This window comes from Micromonospora sp. CNZ322 (assembly GCF_007827755.1).
Genome location: NZ_VITD01000033.1, coordinates 1 through 1,116 on the forward strand (window position 1 = coordinate 1; position 1,116 = coordinate 1,116).

At 66.8% G+C, this 1,116-nt stretch carries 1 protein-coding gene; it reads right to left on the bottom strand.

Going from position 1 to position 1,116, the window contains the following annotated elements:
* Positions 1 to 994 (bottom strand): IS481 family transposase (locus FB453_RS33970; protein ID WP_145796920.1); only part of this gene is annotated, 994 nt, incomplete at its 3' end.
* Positions 995 to 1,116 lie beyond the last annotated feature (122 nt).

Sequence of the window (1,116 nt, forward strand, 5' to 3'; positions counted from 1 at the left end):
TGTACTGCCCAGGGACGTTGGTCAACCTGGTGATGGGTGGTTGGCCTTTGGTGGCGGTGTGGGGTCGGTGGTGGTTGTAGTGGTGGAGCCAGGCGGGTAGGGCTGCTCGGCGGGCGTGTTCTGAGCTGTAGAAACGTCGTTTCGCCCAGCCGTCGGTCATGGTGCGGTGGAAGCGTTCGACTTTGCCGTTGGTTTGGGGCCGGTAGGGGCGGGTCTTCTTCGGGCGGATGCCGAGTTGGTGGCAGGCGTCGCGCCAGGCGTGTGATTTGTAGGCCGAGCCGTTGTCGGACAGGACGCGTTCGGTGGTGATGCCTCGCTCGGCGAACCAGGCGACGGCGTTTTGGAGTACGTCGACCGCGGTCAGGGCGGTCTCGTCGTCGCGGATCTCGGCGTAGGCGACGCGGGAGTGATCGTCGATGACGGTGTGCACGAACGCCGTGCCGATGCGCGGGTCGTAGTGGGTGTTGCGGGCGCCGGTGCGGTGCGCGGTGCTTCGCCGATGGCGTTCGCCCTGGGCTCGGCCGACGTAGCGCCAGCCGCCGCCATCGGGGATGTTGCCGTACTTCTTCACGTCGACGTGCAGCATCGCGCCGGGCCGGTCGTGTTCATAGCGGCGGATCGGCTCGCCGGTGGCGCGGTCGATGTGTGTCAGCCGGTTGATCCGGCAGCGGGTCAGAACGGCGTGCACGGTCGAAGCTGGCATGGCCAGCTGGCCGGCGATCTGCACGGGCCCGAGGCGTTGTTTCCACCGCAGGTGCACGATCTTGCGCACCACGGGCTGGGCTGTCCTCGTGGGGCTGTGGTGCGGGCGCGACGACCGGTCATCCATTGCGGCGGGCCCGTGCTCGGCATACCGCACCGCCCAACGTTTCGCAGTCGGCCAGGACACGTCATAACGTTCAGCCGCCCGGGCGACCGGCCAGCCCTCATCAACGATCAGACGCGCCAGGCGCAGACGTGCACGAGGAGTCAAAGCGGCGTTAGCGTGGGACACGAAGGCCTCCTGTTGCCGGAGCGGTTCCTAGACAGCTCCACTCCACAACCGGAGGCCTTCACCTACCTACGACATCAGATCGTGTCGTCACACAATCTCGACCAACGTCCCTGGGCAGTACA